The organism is Martinezella multihospitum, assembly GCF_900094585.1.
In the GTDB taxonomy this organism is placed as follows: Bacteria; Pseudomonadota; Alphaproteobacteria; order Rhizobiales; family Rhizobiaceae; genus Rhizobium; species Rhizobium multihospitium.
On record NZ_FMAG01000006.1, the window covers coordinates 182,434 to 198,391 of the forward strand.

The 15,958-nt window shown below is 60.6% G+C and carries 15 protein-coding genes and 1 pseudogene; 2 read left to right on the forward strand and 14 right to left on the reverse strand.

Features of this window, described 5'->3' with window-relative positions; genetic code table 11:
• Nucleotides 1-48: 48 nt before the first annotated feature.
• The 6 genes from GA0061103_RS23655 to dusB form a co-directional block, all read right to left on the reverse strand.
• Entirely contained in the window at nt 49-912 is an 864-nt protein-coding gene (locus tag GA0061103_RS23655; protein ID WP_092715494.1) for a D-amino-acid transaminase, read from the reverse strand.
• A 49-nt stretch (nt 913-961) separates the two neighbouring features.
• The gene (gene ntrX / locus GA0061103_RS23660) at nt 962-2,326 is read right to left on the reverse strand and encodes a nitrogen assimilation response regulator NtrX (RefSeq protein WP_092715495.1); all 1,365 of its coding nucleotides are present in this window, start codon (nt 2,324-2,326) and stop codon (nt 962-964) included.
• Nucleotides 2,316-4,589, reverse strand: coding sequence for a sensor histidine kinase NtrY-like (locus GA0061103_RS23665; RefSeq protein ID WP_092715496.1), 2,274 nt, complete (start codon nt 4,587-4,589; stop codon nt 2,316-2,318). Before GA0061103_RS23665 ends, ntrX begins: the two co-directional genes overlap by 11 nt.
• 285 nt (nt 4,590-4,874) lie before the next feature.
• The gene (ntrC, locus tag GA0061103_RS23670) at nt 4,875-6,326 is read right to left on the reverse strand and encodes a nitrogen regulation protein NR(I) (RefSeq protein WP_092715497.1); all 1,452 of its coding nucleotides are present in this window, start codon (nt 6,324-6,326) and stop codon (nt 4,875-4,877) included.
• Nucleotides 6,323-7,480, reverse strand: a complete 1,158-nt coding sequence (locus tag GA0061103_RS23675) for a two-component system sensor histidine kinase NtrB (RefSeq protein WP_092715498.1) — start codon at nt 7,478-7,480, stop codon at nt 6,323-6,325. Before GA0061103_RS23675 ends, ntrC begins: the two co-directional genes overlap by 4 nt.
• Nucleotides 7,477-8,505, reverse strand: a complete 1,029-nt coding sequence (dusB, locus tag GA0061103_RS23680; RefSeq protein ID WP_092715499.1) for a tRNA dihydrouridine synthase DusB — start codon at nt 8,503-8,505, stop codon at nt 7,477-7,479. Before dusB ends, GA0061103_RS23675 begins: the two co-directional genes overlap by 4 nt.
• Nucleotides 8,506-8,727: 222 nt before the next feature.
• Between dusB and GA0061103_RS23685 the strand changes: the two genes are divergently transcribed.
• Both GA0061103_RS23685 and GA0061103_RS23690 read left to right on the forward strand, forming a co-directional pair.
• The gene (locus GA0061103_RS23685; protein WP_092715886.1) at nt 8,728-9,948 is read left to right on the forward strand and encodes a bifunctional 2-C-methyl-D-erythritol 4-phosphate cytidylyltransferase/2-C-methyl-D-erythritol 2,4-cyclodiphosphate synthase; all 1,221 of its coding nucleotides are present in this window, start codon (nt 8,728-8,730) and stop codon (nt 9,946-9,948) included.
• The gene (locus GA0061103_RS23690) at nt 9,948-10,442 is read left to right on the forward strand and encodes a CinA family protein (RefSeq protein WP_425349534.1); all 495 of its coding nucleotides are present in this window, start codon (nt 9,948-9,950) and stop codon (nt 10,440-10,442) included. The genes GA0061103_RS23685 and GA0061103_RS23690 overlap by 1 nt, the downstream gene beginning before the upstream one ends.
• A 12-nt stretch (nt 10,443-10,454) precedes the next feature.
• Here the strand turns inward: GA0061103_RS23690 and GA0061103_RS23695 are convergent, their stop codons facing one another.
• From GA0061103_RS23695 to lpdA, 8 genes and pseudogenes are all read right to left on the reverse strand, one after another.
• A complete protein-coding gene (locus tag GA0061103_RS23695) occupies nt 10,455-10,901 on the reverse strand; it encodes a type II toxin-antitoxin system RatA family toxin (RefSeq protein WP_092715501.1) in 447 nt (148 codons plus the stop codon).
• A 9-nt stretch (nt 10,902-10,910) separates the two neighbouring features.
• A pseudogene (locus GA0061103_RS23700) lies at nt 10,911-11,477 on the reverse strand (P-loop NTPase family protein).
• Nucleotides 11,478-11,529: 52 nt separating this feature from the next.
• Nucleotides 11,530-12,108, reverse strand: coding sequence for a P-loop NTPase family protein (locus GA0061103_RS23705; protein WP_425349541.1), 579 nt, complete (start codon nt 12,106-12,108; stop codon nt 11,530-11,532).
• Between the two features lie 24 nt (nt 12,109-12,132).
• A complete protein-coding gene (locus GA0061103_RS23710) occupies nt 12,133-12,726 on the reverse strand; it encodes a P-loop NTPase family protein (RefSeq protein WP_092715505.1) in 594 nt (197 codons plus the stop codon).
• A gap of 158 nt (nt 12,727-12,884) precedes the next feature.
• Nucleotides 12,885-13,856, reverse strand: coding sequence for a lipoyl synthase (gene lipA / locus GA0061103_RS23715; RefSeq protein WP_092715507.1), 972 nt, complete (start codon nt 13,854-13,856; stop codon nt 12,885-12,887).
• A gap of 36 nt (nt 13,857-13,892) precedes the next feature.
• Nucleotides 13,893-14,141 carry a GlsB/YeaQ/YmgE family stress response membrane protein gene (locus tag GA0061103_RS23720; protein WP_092715509.1) on the reverse strand — a complete coding sequence of 83 codons (249 nt, stop codon included), beginning with the start codon at nt 14,139-14,141 and terminating at the stop codon, nt 13,893-13,895.
• Nucleotides 14,142-14,175: 34 nt separating this feature from the next.
• On the reverse strand, nt 14,176-14,430 hold the full coding sequence (locus tag GA0061103_RS23725; protein ID WP_092715511.1) for a GlsB/YeaQ/YmgE family stress response membrane protein: 255 nt from the start codon (nt 14,428-14,430) through the stop codon (nt 14,176-14,178).
• Between the two features lie 55 nt (nt 14,431-14,485).
• A complete protein-coding gene (gene lpdA, locus GA0061103_RS23730; RefSeq protein WP_092715513.1) occupies nt 14,486-15,931 on the reverse strand; it encodes a dihydrolipoyl dehydrogenase in 1,446 nt (481 codons plus the stop codon).
• Nucleotides 15,932-15,958 lie beyond the last annotated feature (27 nt).

Genomic DNA, 15,958 nt, shown 5'->3' on the forward strand with positions numbered 1-15,958 from the left:
TCCCGGACGGGAGATACCCTCATTCTCTCCCCCCAGCGAATGTTGGTATCAAATCGCAGTCTTTTCCGCAACGTCGAAAAAGGCTTCACGAATTTTCTGTGACATGCTGCCGGGATGGCCGTTCGCAATCGTCTCTCCATCGATAGAAACGACCGGAAAACAGATACTTGTCGCCGCTGTAATGAAGACTTCGCGGGCCTTCATCATCTCCTCGACCGAGAAGAATCGCTCGACGATCGTCACATCGAGCTTGGCTGCGACGTCCATCAACGTCGTGCGCGTGATGCCGCGCAGGATGCCATGCTCGGCCGGGCGGGTGACGAGATTCCCGTCGTGATCGACGATCCAGACGTTGGTCGCGGCCCCTTCCTTCACCATGCCGTTGTGGTCGATATAGATTGCCTCTTGCGCGCCGGCCTCCTTGGCCTGCTGGCGGGCCATGGCATTCGGAAGCAGGCCAACCGACTTGATATCCACCCGATCCCAGCGATTGTCGCGAACGGTGATCGCCTTGATGCCATTGGCATTCTTCATGGCGATCACGGACTGATCGGTGCTCTTGGCGGTGACGACGATCGAGGACGGCGTGCCGGCCGGCGGGAAGACATGATCGCGCCGGGCGACGCCGCGCGTCACCTGCAAATAGAACAGGCCGTTGCGAACATAATTGCGGCGCAAGGTCTCGCGAATCACCAGCGCCAATGCCTGACGCGTCATCGGCCAGGCGATCCGCAGCTCGCTCAGTGAACGGTTGAGGCGATCGAGATGGCGCGTCATGTCGACGATCATGCCATGACGAACCTCGCACACCTCATAGACGCCATCGGCGAACTGATAGCCACGATCCTCGATATGCACCATGGCATCGCTGTGCTTGATGTAGCGGCCGTTGACATAAGCTATTCTCGGCATGGAAGCCCCTGACCCAAATTCTGCATTGTTTGAGATGCCGGGCGACCGATCAGACGCCCAACGACTTCAGCTTCCGGTGCAGCGCCGAACGCTCCATGCCGACAAATTCCGCCGTGCGCGAGATATTGCCACCGAAGCGGTTGATCTGGGCGATGAGATAATCGCGCTCGAACATTTCACGCGCTTCACGCAGCGGCAGCGTCATGATGTGATAGTCATTCTTGGCGGAGACCTTCGGCAGCATGTCGCCAAGATCGGTCGGCAGCATTTCCGCCGTGATCGGCGTATCCGCGCCATCCGAGCGCGCCAGGATCATCAGACGCTCGATATTGTTGCGCAGCTGGCGGATGTTGCCGGGCCAGTCATGCGCCTGCAGCACGGCCATGGCGTCATCGCCGATCCGGCGCGGGCGGATGCCAGCTTGCTCGGAAATCTGGCGCATCAGCTGGTCGACAAGGAATGGAATGTCCTCCCTGCGCTCGGCAAGGGCAGGCACGCGCACGGGCACAACGGCCAGACGATGATAGAGGTCCTCACGGAACAAGCTTTCAGCAATACGGCTTTCAAGATTATAGGCCGTGGACGAGATGATACGCACATCCACCTTCACGCGCTTCGAACCGCCGACGCGCTCGAACTGCTGATCGACAAGCACGCGCAGAATCTTGTTCTGCGTCTCGCGCGGCATTTCGCCGACTTCATCGAGATAGAGAATGCCGCGATGGGCTTCTTCCAGGGCACCGATCTTGCGGGCCTGCCCCGGCGAGCCTTCGGTGCCGAACAGGGCGACTTCCATGCGCTCGGGCGTGATGGTCGCCGCATTCAGCGCCACGAAGGGGCCGTTTGCGCGGGTCGATTTCTTGTGGATCATCCGGGCCACCAGCTCCTTGCCGGAGCCCGACGGACCGAAGATCATGATGCGGCTGTTGGTAGGCGACACTTTGTCGATCGTCTGGCGCAGCTGCGAAACGGCAACCGACGTGCCGATCAATTCTACGGCGTCACCGGTGCGGCGCTTCAGCTCGGAGACTTCACGCTTCAGCTTGGAATTTTCCAAGGCGCGCTCGGCGATCAGGATGAGGCGATCAGCCTTGAACGGCTTCTCGATGAAATCGAAGGCGCCGCGCTTGATCGCGGAAACGGCCGTCTCGATATTGCCATGACCCGAAATCATGACTACGGGCAGCTCCGGATGGCGCGCCTTGATCTCGTCCAATAGCGCCAGACCATCGAGCTTGCTGCCCTGCATCCAGATATCGAGGAAGATCAGCCGTGGCGCACGATCGGAAATTGCGGCGAGCGCGCTGTCGCTATCATGCGCAGTGCGGGTTTCGTGCCCTTCATCCGAAAGAATTCCCGAAACGATTTCGCGAATGTCTTCCTCGTCATCCACTACGAGAATGTCAGATGCCATAGACGCTTTCCTTGTCACTTGCTGTCGGGGCGACGGCGGCCTGCTCACGGCGCGGCAGATGCACGCGGATCATGGCCCCCCTGCCCTGGTCGAAATCGGCCGGCGCATCGTGGAGTTCGATCTGCCCGCCATGGTCTTCAATGATCTTCTTGACGATGGCGAGGCCGAGGCCGGTGCCCTTCTCGCGCATCGTCATGTAGGGTTCGAGAATGCTGTGCCGGTTCTCGACCGGCAGACCGCGGCCATTGTCGATGACATCGACCGTGAAGCGATCGCGCTCCGGGTCCAAAGACGAACGCACCAGGATTTTCGGCTGCTCGCGCGCCTGATCGCTCGGTACGCCCTCGATCGCCTCGACGGCATTCTTGATGAGATTGCCGAAGGCCTGGCCGAGCATGCGGGCATCGAACATGCCCTCCAGTCGTTCATCGCCCAGCTCACGCTCGAATTTGACGTGATTGTTGCCCATTTCGCGCAGGAAGACGGCATCGCGCAAAATATCGCGCAGGTCGGTCGGCTCCATGGTCGGCTTCGGCATGCGGGCGAAAGAGGAGAACTCATCGACCATGCGGCCGATATCCCCCACCTGCCGGATGATCGTATCCGTGCATTGGTCGAAGACCGGACGGTCGGCATCGGCGATGTTCTTGCCGAACCGGCGGCGGATGCGCTCGGCGGAAAGCTGGATCGGCGTCAGCGGGTTCTTGATCTCATGCGCGATACGGCGCGCGACGTCGGCCCAGGCCGTCGAACGCTGCGCGATGACCAGATCGGTGATATCGTCGAGCGTGATCACATAGGATTCATTGGCATCGCGTGATTCCTCGCGCGTCACCTGAACGCTGAGCGTACGGACCGTTCCGCCGCGAACAAGGCTGATCTGCTTGCGGAAATCGCTGCGATGGCGCGTCGTCGCTTCCGTGACGACCTGCTCGACCTCGGGGGCGATGTCCGACAGGTTTTTGCCGATAAGCTCGTCGCTCTTCAGCGTCAGCAGATCTTCGGCCGAGGTGTTGACGATGGTGATGCGCCGATCATGCTCGACACCGATCACGGCCGCCGTCACGCCTGAGAGCACCGCCTCGATGAAGCGGCGGCGGTCATCGACCTCGTCCTTCGCCTCAAGGATTTCGTCACGCTGGGTGCGAATTTCGGAAATCATCTTGTTGAAGGTGCGCGACAGGCTGCCGACATCGCCATCGGCCGAGCGTACCGGCACCAGCACGTTCATATTGCCCGAGGCGACATTGTCCGCAGCGCTGATAAGAAGGCGGATCGGCCGCACGATGCGGTCAGCAATCGCAATCGCGGTCCAGATTGCCGCCAAAAGCACGATCAAAGCAAAGCCGATATAGAGGACGGCAAAGGCGATCTGAAGCGACATGCGGCCGGCTTCCATCGCCTTGTATTCGACGGTGTTGTCTTCGACCATGCGCATGGCATTCATGACACGCGGGTCGACGGCACGCACGGTATAGAGGAACGAACCAGGGATCTCATCGAGCTTGATGACCGCGCCGACAAGATTGGTCACCCCTGGCGGGATGAGCGTCGGCTGACCATTGGCGGAGGAATCAAGCGCATCCTTCGGGATGGCCGGCAGCGGGCGTTCGGTCTTGATATCGGCCTGGACGATGGCGGTGCCGTCGCGGCGCACGAGAAAGGCGCCCAGCAAGCCACGTCCCCGCGCCTGCCGGGTCATCAGATCGGCAAAACCGGTGCGATCAAGGTTGAAGAGCGAGCGGTTGCGCTCCAGGTCATTCGCCATCGAGACGGTTTGACCCTGCAGATAGCTCGCATTCTCCATCAGATAGGCCTGCGCGACATTCTGCGAGGAGCTGATGATCTGCTGCGTGCGCACGCCGAACCAGCGGTCGAGGCCGACATTGAGCGTCAGGCTGGCGACGATGGCGACGAGGATGGCCGGCGTGATCGCCACGATCGAGAAAAGGACGACGATGCGGATATGCAGGCGGGCTGCCGCGCGGCCGCGGCTGCGCGCCTTCATCAGCCGCGCCACTTCGCGGGCGATCAGCGCAATCAGTCCCAGCACGAAGAGGCCGTTGATGACAACAGAGGTGAAGACGACCGAGGAGGTCGGAGCAATCGGCGTCAGCCCGAGAAGCATCAGCAAGGTCGCGATGGCGCACAGAAGAGCGCCGCCGGCCAGGATCAGACCAGGTAGGGCAAAGGAAGCACGACGGTCCGTCACCTTGACAACCGCCTCGTCGCTCGCCGCCGGCGACACCGCGTCCTGCATCATTCCCATCAATCTCCACGCCCGAGCGACGGTCGGCGCCCTGGTCGAATCGCACGGCCACTATTGGGCACGGGTGCGAGCGACAAGCAGAGGCGGGAACTGTCGTCCGGTTTCGCTTGGAAGCGAAACCTTTACTTCATGTCACTTTTGCAACAAGTTGAAAAATCAGACGAACTCTCGTTCTGACGAGAGTGGGCCAGATGAATCGCCACCGCAAAAACGACGAATCTGCTGCGTGACCTTTAAGCAACGCATTGTGGCGAAAATGCAACGCATCGGATTGCGTTGTCAAGCCGTACGGGAGCTTCTGTAAACCGAAACACCCAGTTCTCTGATCTTTTTGCGCAGCGTATTGCGATTCAGGCCTAAAAGATCGGCCGCCTTGATCTGATTGCCGCGTGTGGCGGTCAGGGCAGCGAGGATTAACGGGTATTCCATTTCAGTCAACACGCGATCGTAGAGACCCGGCGGCGGCAGATTTTCGCCGAAACCGGCAAAATAGGTCCGCATGTTCTCTTCCACCGCCTGGGCTATGGTCATCGTACCGGTGCGGACCGGCCCCTTCTCGATAGGGCTGTCGGGCACGTCGGCGCGCAGCTCAGCGTCGATGATCTCCTTGGTGATGACATCCTGCGGATAGAGCGCCATCAAGCGGCGAATGAGGTTTTCTAGCTCACGGACGTTGCCCGGCCAGGGGTAAGCCTTCATCAGCTCGAGCGCTTCCTGGTCAAAACGCTTGGAGCCCAGGCCTTCCTTTTCAGCCTGCTGAATGAAATGGCGCACCAGATCGGGAATATCCTCGGCGCGGTCGCGCAGCGGCGGCAGGCGCAGCGGCACGACGTTGAGGCGGTAATAGAGATCCTCGCGGAAGAGGCCCTGATTGATCGCCTGCTTCAGGTCCTTGTTGGTGGCGGCGACGATGCGGACATCGGTGCGGATCGGGGTGCGGCCGCCGACGGTCGTATATTCGCCCTGCTGCAGGACGCGCAGCAGGCGCGTTTGCGCATCCATCGGCATGTCGCCGATTTCATCGAGGAACAGCGTGCCGCCTTCGGCCTGCTCGAAGCGTCCGGTCGAGCGGGTCTGCGCGCCGGTGAAGGCGCCCTTCTCGTGGCCGAACAGTTCGGATTCGATCAGGTCGCGCGGGATAGCAGCCATGTTGATGGCCACAAAGGGACCGTTGCGGCGCTTGCCGTAATCATGCAGGGCACGCGCGACCAGCTCCTTGCCGGTACCGGATTCGCCGGTAATCATCAGCGTCAGGTCGGTCTGCATCAGGCGCGCGAGCACGCGGTAGATTTCCTGCATGGCAGCGGAACGGCCGACGAGCGGCATACCGTCCTGCATGTCATCATCGATCTTTGCCGGCTTGCGCTTCGGTTCGGACAGAGCACGACCGACAATGGCGATCAGCTCGGTCAGGTCGAAGGGCTTCGGGAGATAGTCGTAGGCACCCTTCTCGGAAGCCTTGATCGCCGTCATGAAGGTGTTCTGCGCACTCATGACCAGAACCGGCAGATCCGGCCTCGCCTTTTTGATGCGCGGCAGCAGATCGAATGCGTTTTCGTCGGGCATGACGACGTCGGTTACGACAAGGTCGCCTTCGCCGGCGGAGACCCAACGCCAGAGCGTGGCGGCGTTCGATGTGATGCGTACATCGTAACCCGCGCGGCTCAAGGCCTGGTTGAGCACGGTGCGGATGGCCGCATCGTCATCGGCGACAAGGATCGTGGCTGTCATCGAGTAGTCCCTGTAGAGTTCGGAAGTGGGGCATCTTCTGAGGTGATGCCCTTGGAGGCAGGCATCAAAACACGGAAAGTGGTACGATGGTTCTGGCTGTCGCATTCGACAATGCCGCCGTGGTCACCGATGATCTTGGCGACCAGCGCAAGGCCGAGGCCGGTTCCGTTCGTCTTCGTGGTGATGAACGGATCGAAGAGATGCGGTACGAGATCGGCCGGCACGCCGGGGCCATTGTCGATGACGCAAAATTCCAGCGGCAGCGAGATCTTCTCGCGCGTTCCTGCGACCGAAAGCCGGATGCCGGGACGATAGGCTGTCGTCAGCATGATCTCGCCATCCTGGCGGTCGCCGACTGCCTCGGCGGCATTCTTCACCAGATTGAGGAAGACTTGCACCAGCTGATCCCGATTCGCGAAGACCGCCGGCAGTGAGGGGTCGTAATTCTCGGAAATCTTGATGTTGCGGGCAAAGCCAGCCTTGGCAACGGCCTTCACGTGGTCAAGCACGGAGTGGATGTTGACGGGAACACGATCGACCGGCCGCTCGTCGGAGAAAACCTCCATGCGGTCGACGAGCGAGACGATGCGATCCGTCTCGTCGCAGATAAGGCGCGTCAGCGCGCGATCATCATCCTCGACCGACTGTTCGAGCAGCTGTGCAGCACCGCGGATGCCCGAGAGCGGATTCTTGATCTCGTGCGCCAGCATGGAAGCAAGGCCGGTGACCGAACGGGCGGCGGCGCGATGCGTCAGCTGCCGATCGATCTTGTCGGCCATGGAGCGTTCCTGGAACACCACCACGACCGAACCAGGCGTGCTGGAAACGGGGGCAACATAAATGTCCACCAGCTTGTCCTGCCCCAGGCGCGGCGAGCTGAGATCGACGCGGTATTCATTCACTGGTGCGCGGCGTTCGCGCACCTGGTCGATCAGCGCCAGCAAGGGGCTGCCGAAAGGGATGAAGCTGGAGATCTTGTAGCGCGACAGGTGCGACGCGCTGGCGCCGAAGAAGGCTTCCGCCTCCCAATTGGCAAAGGCAATGAGGCCGGCCTCGTCAACCATGACGACAGGGTTCTGGATCGCATTGAGAACGGCCATGGCCACGGAGTTGGCCGGGCTGTCACCGGCGCCGGAGCTGGATTTCGAAGTCATGCAGCCTCCTGGACGCAGTGGGCGAGATCAACACCTGCCTGCAACGCGGCATGGAAGGATGCAGCCGCCTCGCTACTCTCCTTCGACGTCATGATTTTCGCCTTGTCAGCCCCTGCCGTCGCAGGCGCATATCGATCGAGATACCAGGCCAGATGCTTGCGGGCGTGGCGAATGCCGACGGCCTCGCCATAGAACTCCAGCATCATCCGGTAGTGTTCGAGCGCGATTTCCACGATCTCCTGACGTCCCGGCTCGCGATGACCGGCCAGTACGCCAGCATGCCAGGGACGGCCTTGGCAACCTCGGCCAATCATGACGGCATCAGCACCGGAGCGGCGCAGAATTTCCTGCGCATCTTCAGCCGTTTCGACATCACCATTGGCAACAAGCGGAATGGAGATGACTCCGCGCACGGCGCGGATCGCATCCCAATCCGCCCTGCCCTCGTAGAATTGCATGCGCGTTCGGCCATGAATGGTGACGAGCTGAATGCCGGCCTCTTCGGCCCGGCGCGCGATATGAGGCGCGTTGATGGAATTTTCGTCCCAGCCGAGCCTCATCTTCAGCGTCACGGGGATGCTCACCGCACGGACGGTCGCTTCAATCAAGGTCAGCGCGTGATCCGGATCGCGCATCAGTGCCGAACCGGAATAGCCGCCAATGACCTTCTTCGCCGGGCACCCCATATTGATATCGATGATATCGGCGCCATTATCCGCAGCGATCCTTGCCGCCTCGGCCATCCAATGCGCTTCACGGCCGGCGAGCTGCACCATATGCGGCTTCAATCCGGCGCTCTTCAGGCGCGCCCAAGATTCTGCTGTATCCTGCACGAGCTCACGGCTTGCCACCATTTCCGTGACGACCAGACCGGCGCCGTAGCGCAAAGCGAGCTGCCGGAAGGGAAGATCGGTCACGCCCGACATCGGTGCAAGAATCACGCGATTTCGGATAGGCACGGATCCGATGGAAAATGGAGCTGCAAGCTTGGAAGAAAGCAAATGATTATCTTTCGGGCACACCATACATCTGCACTATTTTTAGACACGCTTTGAAAGTTTGCCAAGGGGTTTCGACGAATCCCGATATTTTTTGGGCAGATGCTGGAAAATACTCAGTTGAGGCGATAGACCCTGCTGGAACAGGGTCCCGTTTTGGCGATCTATTTAGCATGTGCTTGTTCAAAGGAAAGCTCTACGCTTTTCAAAGCCATGCCACAGACGGCGCCTTTCAGCCTTCGGGGGTTTATGACGCAAATGCATTCAAAGCAACCGCTGTCGGTGGGAATCGTGATCGTTGCCGCCGGGCGCGGCGAACGGGCAGGCTCTCCGGAAGAAGGCCCCAAGCAATATCGCCCGATCGGCGGCAGAGCGGTTATTGCGCATACGCTTGAAAAATTCGTGACATGGCCGCAGGCATCGAAGATTGTCGTCGTCATCCATCGCGACGATGAAAAGCTGCTCCGGGCAGCATTCGACCAGGTTGCCGGCTTGCCCGAAGTCGAGATCGCCTTTGGCGGCGCGACCCGTCAGCAATCCGTGCTCGCAGGACTTCGGCAGCTGAAGGACAGCGGCGTGCCGCATGTGATGATCCATGATGCCGTGCGCCCCTTCTTCGACCATGATCTGCTGGATCGTGTTGCCGCAGCCCTCGCCGCCGGCGCACCCGCCGTGCTACCCGCCATGCCTGTCACCGACACGCTGAAGCGCAGCGATGCGGACGGGCTGGTGGTCGACACCGTGCCGCGCGCCGGGCTGCACGCCGCGCAGACGCCGCAGTCCTTCCGCTTCGCCGATATTCTTGCCGCGCATGAAAAAGCAGCCGGCGATGGCAGAACGGACTTTACCGACGACGCCGCCATCGCGGAATGGTGCAATCTGCCAGTGACGCTCGTGACCGGCAGCGCCGACAATGTAAAACTGACGATCAAGAGGGATATTGCCATGGCCGATGAAAAGTTGAGTGCAGGCCTGCTGCCCGACGTACGCACCGGCAACGGCTATGACGTCCACCAGCTGGAGCCCGGCGATGGTGTTACCCTTTGCGGCGTCTTCATTCCGCATGACCAGAAGCTGAAGGGGCATTCTGACGCCGATGTCGCGCTGCATGCCCTGACGGACGCCTTGCTCGCCACCTGCGGCGCCGGCGATATCGGCGATCATTTCCCGCCCTCCGACCCGCAATGGAAGGGCGCACCCTCGCGCATTTTCATCGAACACGCGGCAAAGATCGTGCGCGAGCGCGGCGGCACCATCATGAATGCGGATGTCTCGCTGATCGCCGAAGCGCCGAAGGTCGGGCCGCACCGCGACGTCATGCGCGCCAAGCTCTCCGAATTTCTTGGCATCAGCATCGATCGGTGTTCGGTCAAGGCAACGACAAACGAGAAGATTGGCTTCGTCGGCCGCCGCGAAGGCATTGCAGCCATCGCGACCGCAACCGTCGTTTATCGCGGAGGCAAGGCATAATGCATTTTCCCGATGAGATTATCGCGCTGGCGCAAAAGATCGTGGCTGACTTCACGGCAAAGGGCTGGATGGTCGCGACAGCCGAATCCTGCACCGGCGGGCTGATCGCTGGCGCGCTGACGGAAATTCCAGGCTCTTCGGCCGTAGTCGATCGCGGCTTCGTCACCTACACCAACACCGCCAAGATGGAGATGCTCGGCGTCCAGGAGCAGACGCTGGCGCAATTTGGCGCGGTGTCGAAGGAAACGGCGTTGCAGATGGTGCACGGCGCCCTCTTCCGCTCCCGCGCCGATTTTGCCGTCGCGGTGACCGGTATTGCCGGCCCCGGCGGCGGCTCAGCGGAAAAGCCGGTCGGACTCGTCCACCTCGCTGCCAAGGCACGCAGCGGCGCACTCATCCACCATGAAATGCGTTATGGCGATATCGGCCGCGACCAAGTTCGGCTCGCCACGCTAAAGACGGCGCTGGAGATGCTGGTTACGCTCGGTCAGTGAGTGGACGCAGCTTCAGGCGTAGATCTTGTTGGCGCGCGTCTCGAAGGCATCCGTGAACATCCGGAAGGCGCGATCGAACATCGATCCCATCAGGGCGCCGAGGATGCGGCTCTTGAATTCGTAATCGATGAAGAAATCGATGCTGCAGCCGCCATTTTCGGACGGCGCGAAGCGCCAGCGATTGTCGAGATACTTGAATGGGCCATCGATATATTTCACATCGATCGCCCGCTCGACCTTGTTCAACAGCACCTGCGTCGTAAAGGTCTCGCGGATCGCCTTGTAGCCGACGGTCATGTCGGCAATCAGCAGGGTCTTGCCGTCACGCTCCTTGCGGCTGCGGACCGTAAGCGCCTCGCAAAGCGGCAGGAATTCCGGATAGCGTTCCACATCGGCAACGAGGTCGAACATCTGGTCGGGCGAATGCGGAACGGGGCGATGGGTTTCGAATTGAGGCATGAGCCGCAATTAAGCAGGACGGCCAAGAAGATCAAGAAGCTGACGCATTTCGCCGCGGGATTTCAGCTGCAAAACCGGCACATCGGGTCCATGCTGCGCCAGGCCGGCCATAACTTTTGGCGCAAATTTCTGCTCCCAATCCCATATGTAGCGCAGAAACTCTCAATCGATGCGCTCGGGGCACCCTGGGGCCATGTCGGGGCGCGACCGCCCCAGCCATCGCAGCGCCCTCGACAAAGCGCCCCACATGCAAATCCAGCGCGGCACGCGCACCCAGAGCACAAGTTCGGTACGCGGCAATCTGAGATCGAAGCTGGAAGGTCCCGTGCCGTCGATCAGCCAACGATCCTCAGCAACCTTCACCGCAATAAGCGCACGTTTCTCAACCTTGTCTCGCTTCACCCAGCCCGGCAGCCAGAAAAACTCCCGGTCCATGGAGGCGTAGGGCAAATCCAGAAAAGCAACGATCTTTTGGGCCAATGTCGACTTGCCGCCGCCAGAGCAGCCCATGATGAGGATACGATCAGCCACCCTAAGATAGGCCGCGCCCTCTGCTATGCTGCTCAATTCCCGCATATGTCACCTCCGGCAACCGAACGAGCACAATAATTTGAATGTCTGGAAACGCCTATGTCGGTTTTGCGAGCAAATCGAGCAATTCACTCATTTGCCGGCGACTGGTCAATTGAAGGACAGGCACATCAGGCCCGTGCTGAGCAAGGCCGGCCGTGACGCGCGGCGCGAATTTTTCCTCGAACGTCCAGATGAAGCGCAGAAATTCCCAATCGACCTTCTCGATACAGCCCGGCGCCATTTCCGGGCGCGTGCGGCCCATCCATCTGATCCAGCGAGAGATTACGCCCCAAATGCACAGCAGCCGTGGCATCCGTACCCAGATGACGAGATCGGTACGCGGCAGGCGAACATCGAATGTGGATGGATTGGTGCCATCCAGGATCCATCGCTCTTCCTGAACCTTGGTGATGATAATGGCGCGCTGCTCGTCCTTTGCGCGCTCAACCCAGCCCGGGAGCCACAAGACGTCGCGATCGATCGAGACATAGGCAAGGCCGAAGCGGGTGGCGATCTTCTGCGACAGGGTCGATTTTCCACCGCCGGAACACCCCATGACAAGGATGCGGTTCGCATTGCGGACGTGATCGGCAGCCACGCCAAGATCGCGTATCTCACTGCGCAATGTCGGCATCGTGATATGGTCCATGGCTGCCTCTCAGGTCTTGCTTCGCAGACACGACAACAGCTCCTCGCCGTCGCGGTAGGATTTCAGCGTCACGACAGGCACGTTGTTGCCGTGCCGCGCCAGCATCTCCTGAAACTGCGGCGCCTCGTCACGCTCGAATGTCCAGATGTAGCGCAAAAACTTCCAGTCCAGCCGCTCCGGACACCCTGGCGCCATTTCCGGGCGCGAACGGCCCCTGTAGCGTAGCCAGCGTGAAATCACGCCGCGCAAGGCCACATGCCGTGGCGGCCTTCGCCAAATGACGATATCCGTGCGCGGCAACCTCAGTGGCAGGGTTCCGGGGCTGTTGCCGTCGATGATCCAACGCGGCCCGGCGACCGCCTGCTCGATCAGCGAGATCGCCTCCGGACGTGGCCGCATCTTCCAGCCCGGTAGCCAGAAGATGTCGCGATCCATCGAAACATAGGTCAGTCCGCGCAAGGAGGCGATCACTTGCGCCAGCGTGCTCTTGCCAGTGCCGGAGCAACCGATGATGAGAATTCTATCCGCCTTTTCGAGGATGCGAGCCGCCTCACCAATATCGACAGCACGGGAAAGCGCCTGCGGCGCGACGGTCTGCTCCACGGTACAGCTCCATAGTCGAATCGAAAGCGCCGATACCGGTGACAAACGGCGGCGTGTTCCCTAGGCCGCGTCGATGACAAATAAATGACGGAACAAAGAAAAACCGCGGCGCACTCGCACCGCGGTCCGTTCAAAAGGCAAATTCAGTTCGGCTGGGCTTATTCGGCGGCCAGCAGCAGCTTCTTTTCGCGGGCGGCGCGCAGACGCTCGAAATCGTCGCCGGCGTGGTGCGAGGAGCGCGTCAGCGGGCTCGAAGCGACCATCAGAAAGCCCTTCGTGTAAGCCACGGTTTCGTAGGACTTGAACTCTTCCGGCGTGACGAAGCTCATCACCTGGTGATGCTTGCGCGTCGGCTGCAGATACTGGCCGATGGTCAGGAAATCGACATCGGCGGTGCGCAGGTCATCCATCAGCTGCAGGACTTCGTTACGCTCCTCACCGAGGCCGACCATGATGCCAGATTTGGTGAACATGGTGGGATCAAGTTCCTTGACCCGCTGCAGCAGACGAACGGAATGGAAGTAGCGCGCGCCGGGACGAACCTTCAGGTAGTTCCCCGGCACGGTTTCCAGATTGTGATTGAAGACATCGGGCTTGGCGGCGACGACACGCTCCAGAGCGCCCGGCTTCTTGAGGAAGTCCGGCGTTAGGATCTCGATCGTGGTTGCCGGCGAAGCAGCGCGGATCGCCCAGATCACCTTTTCGAAATGCTCGGCGCCGCCGTCTTCCAGATCGTCACGGTCGACCGAGGTGATGACGACGTGGCTGAGGCCCATCTCCTTGACGGCCTTGGCGACGTTTTCCGGCTCGGCCATGTCGAGCGCGTTCGGCTTGCCGGTCGAGACATTGCAGAAGGAACAGGCACGCGTACAGATCTCGCCCATGATCATGAAGGTGGCGTGCTTCTTGTCCCAGCACTCGCCGATGTTCGGGCAGCCAGCTTCTTCGCAGACCGTGACGAGCTTATGCTCCTTCACGATCGAGCGGGTTTCGGCATAGCCCTTCGATGTCGGCGCCTTCACGCGGATCCAGTCCGGCTTGCGCAGGACTTCGGTGTCAGGCCGATGCGCCTTTTCCGGATGTCGCACGCGCTTGGCGTCCGGGTTGATCGTGTCGAGAATGGTGACCATGAAACGTCTACTTTCCGCCGCTTGAAATGCGGCCCTTCATCGCCGAGCGAATTTGGCGAGGAATATCAGAATGCATGCACCGATGAAACCGGTGATGAAAAAGCCGAGCCGGCCGCCCGGGACGCCGACATGCAGGGCCACCAGAAGCCCCGCAGCAACGACCGAGCCGGCAATGCCGAGGATGATGTTGAGAATAATGCCATAGCGTGCGTCCATCAGCTTGCCCGCGAGCCAGCCCGCAAGACCGCCGATGATGATCAGACCCAGCCAACCGACACTTTCCATCAAACCCTCGTTCCAGACCTATTGCCAAGATGCCCTAGACGATCAGTCTCGCCAACAGCACCACGATAATCGCGCCGACCGTGGCATGGATGACTTCCACGACCAGAGCATTTTGAATGCCGAGCGATATCCCGAAATAATGGAACAGGAAACCACCGACGAAAGCCCCGATCACGCCACTCACCAGGCAACCGATGAGCCCGCCTCCTCCGACGATCAGGCTCGCGAGAAAACCCGCGACCAGCCCGATGAGAAGAAAGACGATCCAACCTTCCGTAGCGATAGACATGTTGATTTCCTTTCCTGTTTTCCACCCCCTGGATAAAGGGCATGGCAGGAAATTATCAAGCGTTCAGCACTCGGCCATAGGCGTCCAGCACGGCTTCCTTCATCGTTTCCGAAACGGTCGGATGCGGGAAGATCGTATGCATCAGTTCTTCTTCCGTCGTTTCCAGGTTCATGGCGACGACAAAGCCCTGGATGAGTTCGGTGACTTCGGCGCCGACCATGTGCGCACCCAGAAGCTCGCCGGTCTTCTTGTCGAAGATGACCTTGCAGAGGCCCTGGTCTTCACCGAGCGCGATCGCCTTGCCGTTAGCAACGAAGGAGAAGCGGCCGACGCGGATATCGCGGCCGAGTTCCTTGGCCTTGGCTTCCGTGAGGCCGACGGAGGCGACCTGCGGATGGCAATAAGTGCAGCCGGGAACCTTGCCCTTGTCGGTCGGATGAACGTTCGGCAGACCGGCGATCTTCTCGATGCAGACGACGCCCTCGTGCTCGGCCTTGTGGGCGAGCATCGGCGGGCCGGCGACATCGCCGATGGCGTAGATGCCTGGAACATTGGTCTTGCCGTAGCCGTCGATGACGACGCAGCCACGGTCGGTCTTCACGCCAAGCGCCTCGAGGCCGAGGTTTTCGATATTGCCCTGCACGCCGACAGCCGAAATCATGCGATCGGCAACGATCTGCTGTACCTTGCCGTCTTCAGTTTCGACATGGGCGGTGATCGAGTTGGCAGCCTTGTCGACCTTGATGACCTTCGCCTTGGTGAAGATCTTCAGGCCGCGCTTTTCGAGCTGCTTGCGAGCGATGCCGGAGATTTCGGCGTCTTCGACCGGCATGATGGTCGGCATGACTTCGACGACGGTGACGTCAACACCCATCGAGCGATAGAAGCTAGCGAATTCGATGCCGATCGCGCCAGAGCCCATGACCAGCAGCGACTTCGGCAGGAAGTCCGGCTTCAGCGCTTCGAAATAGGTCCAGATCAGCTTGCCGTCCGGCTCGATGCCGGGCAGAGCACGCGGACGGGCGCCCGTCGCGACGATGATGTGCTTGGCAGTGTAAGTGCCCTCGCCCTTGACGTTCTTCGGCAGCGGATGCTGCGGCTCAACAACAGGCTTGGTCGACTTGCCGACGACGATCTCGCCCGGCTTGGTGATCTTGGCTTCGCCCCAGATGACGTCGACCTTGTTCTTCTTCATCAGGAAGCCGACGCCGGTATTCAGGCGGGCGGAAACGCCGCGCGAGCGGGCAACGACTGCCTTCACATCCGCGCTCACCTTGCCTTCGAGCACGAGGCCGTAATCCTTCAGATGGTTGGAATGATCGAGAATTTCGGCCGAACGCAGCAGCGCCTTTGTGGGAATGCAGCCCCAGTTGAGGCAGATGCCGCCCAGATGCTCGCGCTCGACGATCGCGGTCTTGAGGCCAAGCTGGCCGGCGCGCACAGCGGCGACATAACCGCCGGGACCGGAGCCGATGATAATGACGTCGTAATTCTCAGCCATGTGTTTCCTGCCTTATTGCTGGCGGCG

Bases quoted from the DNA above. Each gene is read 5' to 3' on its own strand.
- GA0061103_RS23695 (WP_092715501.1), bottom strand. From the start codon at position 10,901: ATGCCTCAATTCGAAACCCATCGCCCCGTTCCGCATTCGCCCGACCAG.
- GA0061103_RS23675 (WP_092715498.1), bottom strand. From the start codon at position 7,480: ATGACTTCGAAATCCAGCTCCGGCGCCGGTGACAGCCCGGCCAACTCC.
- lpdA (WP_092715513.1), bottom strand. From the start codon at position 15,931: ATGGCTGAGAATTACGACGTCATTATCATCGGCTCCGGTCCCGGCGGT.
- GA0061103_RS23655 (WP_092715494.1), bottom strand. From the start codon at position 912: ATGCCGAGAATAGCTTATGTCAACGGCCGCTACATCAAGCACAGCGAT.
- lipA (WP_092715507.1), bottom strand. From the start codon at position 13,856: ATGGTCACCATTCTCGACACGATCAACCCGGACGCCAAGCGCGTGCGA.
- GA0061103_RS23665 (WP_092715496.1), bottom strand. From the start codon at position 4,589: ATGATGCAGGACGCGGTGTCGCCGGCGGCGAGCGACGAGGCGGTTGTC.
- dusB (WP_092715499.1), bottom strand. From the start codon at position 8,505: ATGGTGTGCCCGAAAGATAATCATTTGCTTTCTTCCAAGCTTGCAGCT.
- ntrX (WP_092715495.1), bottom strand. From the start codon at position 2,326: ATGGCATCTGACATTCTCGTAGTGGATGACGAGGAAGACATTCGCGAA.
- GA0061103_RS23725 (WP_092715511.1), bottom strand. From the start codon at position 14,430: ATGTCTATCGCTACGGAAGGTTGGATCGTCTTTCTTCTCATCGGGCTG.
- GA0061103_RS23690 (WP_425349534.1), top strand. From the start codon at position 9,948: ATGCATTTTCCCGATGAGATTATCGCGCTGGCGCAAAAGATCGTGGCT.
- GA0061103_RS23720 (WP_092715509.1), bottom strand. From the start codon at position 14,141: ATGGAAAGTGTCGGTTGGCTGGGTCTGATCATCATCGGCGGTCTTGCG.
- GA0061103_RS23685 (WP_092715886.1), top strand. From the start codon at position 8,728: ATGACGCAAATGCATTCAAAGCAACCGCTGTCGGTGGGAATCGTGATC.
- ntrC (WP_092715497.1), bottom strand. From the start codon at position 6,326: ATGACAGCCACGATCCTTGTCGCCGATGACGATGCGGCCATCCGCACC.
- GA0061103_RS23705 (WP_425349541.1), bottom strand. From the start codon at position 12,108: ATGCCGACATTGCGCAGTGAGATACGCGATCTTGGCGTGGCTGCCGAT.